The following is a 2,705-nucleotide window of genomic DNA, read 5'->3' on the forward strand; positions in this document are numbered from 1 at the left end:
ACCGCTCCATCAGCCAGGAGGCCTGGGGTCGCACCGTGACGATGCTGACGTACAAGGCCGCACGCTACGGCGGCGCGCTGCACAAGGTTCCCGCTGCGGGCACCTCTGGGCGCTGCTCGGCCTGCGGGTTCACCACGCCGGGCAGCCGGGAGAGCCAGGCTGTGTTCGTGTGCAAGAACCCGGGCTGTGGCTGGTCCGGCAACGCCGACCACAACGCCGCCCGCAACACCTTGCATCTGTATCGGATGGGCCTTGCGCTCGTCCCGGCTGCCGGGAGGGCAGTCGTCAGGCGCGCTCGCCGCGTCAAGCCCGCCACCGCAAGGTAGGAGGGAATCTCCTCCGCTCACCAGAGGAGAGCACTTCAACTTGGCGTCGTGGCCGGGGGACGCTGGGGCGCGGACTCAGGCCGCAGCACGCTCGACCTCAACGCATGGAGGCTGAGCAACCGTCGGAGTCGGTGCTGCAGCCAGGGCGAGGGCTGGCGTCGTTTCCGGCGACGGAGGTTGCTGCACGTCGCGAACTGGACCCATGCCACCCGCTGGCCCCACGTCGCGGTCGCGGGTTGGACCCACGTCATGAGCTGGCGCCGCGCTGCGAATTGGCCCCCTGTCACGGGCTGGGCCCATGGCACGAGCTGGGCCCGTGCTGCGAATGGGTCCAAGGTCACGGGCCGGTGCCGTGGCGCAGGCCGATGCCGTAGCCCTGGCCGGAGCCGGTGCCGAGACTGGTGGAGCCGGGGCCGGGGCCGGGGCCGGGACTGATTTGGGTGTCATGGTCGAGGTTGGCGCTGAGGTTGAGGGCGGCGGGGTCGGGGTCGCTGTTTGGGCGTATGGGTGGGATGGGGTCAGAGGGGTTGGAGGGAAGGGGGTTGGGGGTGTGGGGGTGGGTTGGGTTGTAGGGGGGCAGGTGATCAAGGTGAGTGGGGGGTGGATGGGGGTTTGGGTGGTGCATAGCCAGTCGTTGAGGGAGCCGGGGAAACCTGATGGGGGACCGACCTTTAGGCAGGTGATTTGGCCGGCGCCTGGTGGTGGGCCGATCTTGAGGCGGCGGATGGTGCCTGTGCGGCCCAGTTCGCCCTGGTCGGCGTTGTAGGGCGTCAGTTGGACGCCGAAGGGGAGGCCGCCGTCTGGCTGGTCTGCGGGGCTTATCTGGAGGAAGTCGTCGATCTTGCGGTCGGTGGCCTCCGGGTGGGCGGCTACGTAGGCCAGGTGGTCTGTGACCAGGCGGTGGGCCACTGTGCGGAGGAGGTTGGTCGCGCACAGGTTGTGAGCGCAGGCGGCGCCGTCGAGGGTGATCTCGGGGAGGGCGAAGCGGCGCAGGCCACGGGAGGTGACGCGTAGGCAGTCGCATACGCCCGTGTCGGCCGGGTCCCAGGGTGGGCAGGTGGCGGCGTCGTGGACCTGGACGTCCCAGGACAGCCAGTCGTCGCCGAGGCGGAAATCCATGGGCTCTCCTGCGCATCTTCCGCAAGTGAGGATGGTGGTGCCCGTCAGGGGGTCGATCACGAGGCCGTCGCACTCTCCCGCCAGGGCGCGGGCCGTCGCTCTCGCCGTCTGGATGCTGGTCGGAAGCTTGTGCGGGGGTGCGGTCGTGGATACGACCACGTGTTGGCCGGTGCGGCGTAGGCGGCGTCTTTCCTCGGATGTGAGGTTGGTCGCGGTTGGTTTCCAGGGGGTCTGGTGGTGGGTTGCTGTCAAGGAGCCGCTGCTTGCTGCGGCGATTGCAGCCCTTCTGTGCGGGCCGGCTATGCGCCAGGGCACGAACGAGTCGACGTCGAATGGCAGGTGTTCGGTGGCCACGATGAAGAGGGAGGTCAGTGTGGCAGGCAAAGGCAGGATGATCTTCATGGTGAATGTACTCCGGGTTGATGCCCTGAGCTCCGCGTGAATTGCGGCATTTGGTGTGCTCAGGGGTGTTGTGGGCTTCAGGGGGTTCGGAGGTGTCGGGGGACTCTGGGGGCCTCCGGAGGTGTCGGAGGTGTCGGAGGTGTCGGAGGTGTCAAGGGCCTCCGGGGGTATCGGGGCGTCCGGGGCGTCCGGGGCGTCGGGGGTGCCGGGGGTGCCTGGTTGTTGAGGTGTTGGGGTTGGTGAGGCACTCAGGATCATCGGCGATCGCGGTGGCCTTGGGTGGAGTGGAGCGGGGTTCTGGGGATAACGCCGGCGGTTGGGCTCGGCCTTGTGGATAACGCTCCGGTTCGATCCGATCCACCTCCGTTGGCGATGAGTCGCCGAGAGTGGTCAGCGTGAGGTCTCCGTGTCTCCGCGTCTCCGCGCGATTGGCTATGTGCGATCGATGTGGGGGCGGCGTGAGGCTGGCGCGCGATCGGCCGTGTGCGGGGGCCTGGCGCCGCGGCGAGGCCGACCCGCACGATCGGCGTGGGGTCGGCTGAGGCTGGCGCGTGTCGGCCAATTGCGATCGGCATGAGAGCGACGTGACGCTGGGCTGCGTGACGCTGGTGCACGATCGGCCGTGTGGGGTCAACGTGGGGGCCGGCGCGCGGCCCGGGGCCCGGGGCCCGGGGCGGGGCGGGGCGGGCGGTACGGGGCGGGCGGTACGGGGCGCGGCGCGGGGCGGCGCGGCGCGGGGCGGCGCGGCGCGGGGCGGCGCGGCGCGGGGCGGCGCGGCGCGGGGCGGCGCGGCGCGGGGCGGCGCGGGGCGGTACGGGGTACGGGGCGCGGCGGGGCGGTACGGGGTACGGGGCGCGG

3 protein-coding genes are annotated in these 2,705 nt (G+C 70.9%); all 3 read left to right on the forward strand.

Annotated features, from left to right (window positions below):
• Nucleotides 1–326: transposase (locus ABZS69_RS66850; protein WP_355395564.1), on the forward strand; the 326-nt coding region annotated here is incomplete at its 5' end.
• Between the two features lie 684 nt (nucleotides 327–1,010).
• Nucleotides 1,011–1,340, forward strand: coding sequence for a hypothetical protein (locus tag ABZS69_RS66855; protein WP_355395567.1), 330 nt, complete (start codon nucleotides 1,011–1,013; stop codon nucleotides 1,338–1,340).
• A 1,106-nt stretch (nucleotides 1,341–2,446) separates the two neighbouring features.
• On the forward strand, nucleotides 2,447–2,705 hold a 259-nt coding region (locus ABZS69_RS66860; protein ID WP_355395570.1), incomplete at its 3' end, for a hypothetical protein.

Source organism: Nonomuraea sp. NPDC005650 (genome assembly GCF_040605375.1).
Lineage (GTDB): Bacteria > Actinomycetota > Actinomycetes > Streptosporangiales > Streptosporangiaceae > Nonomuraea.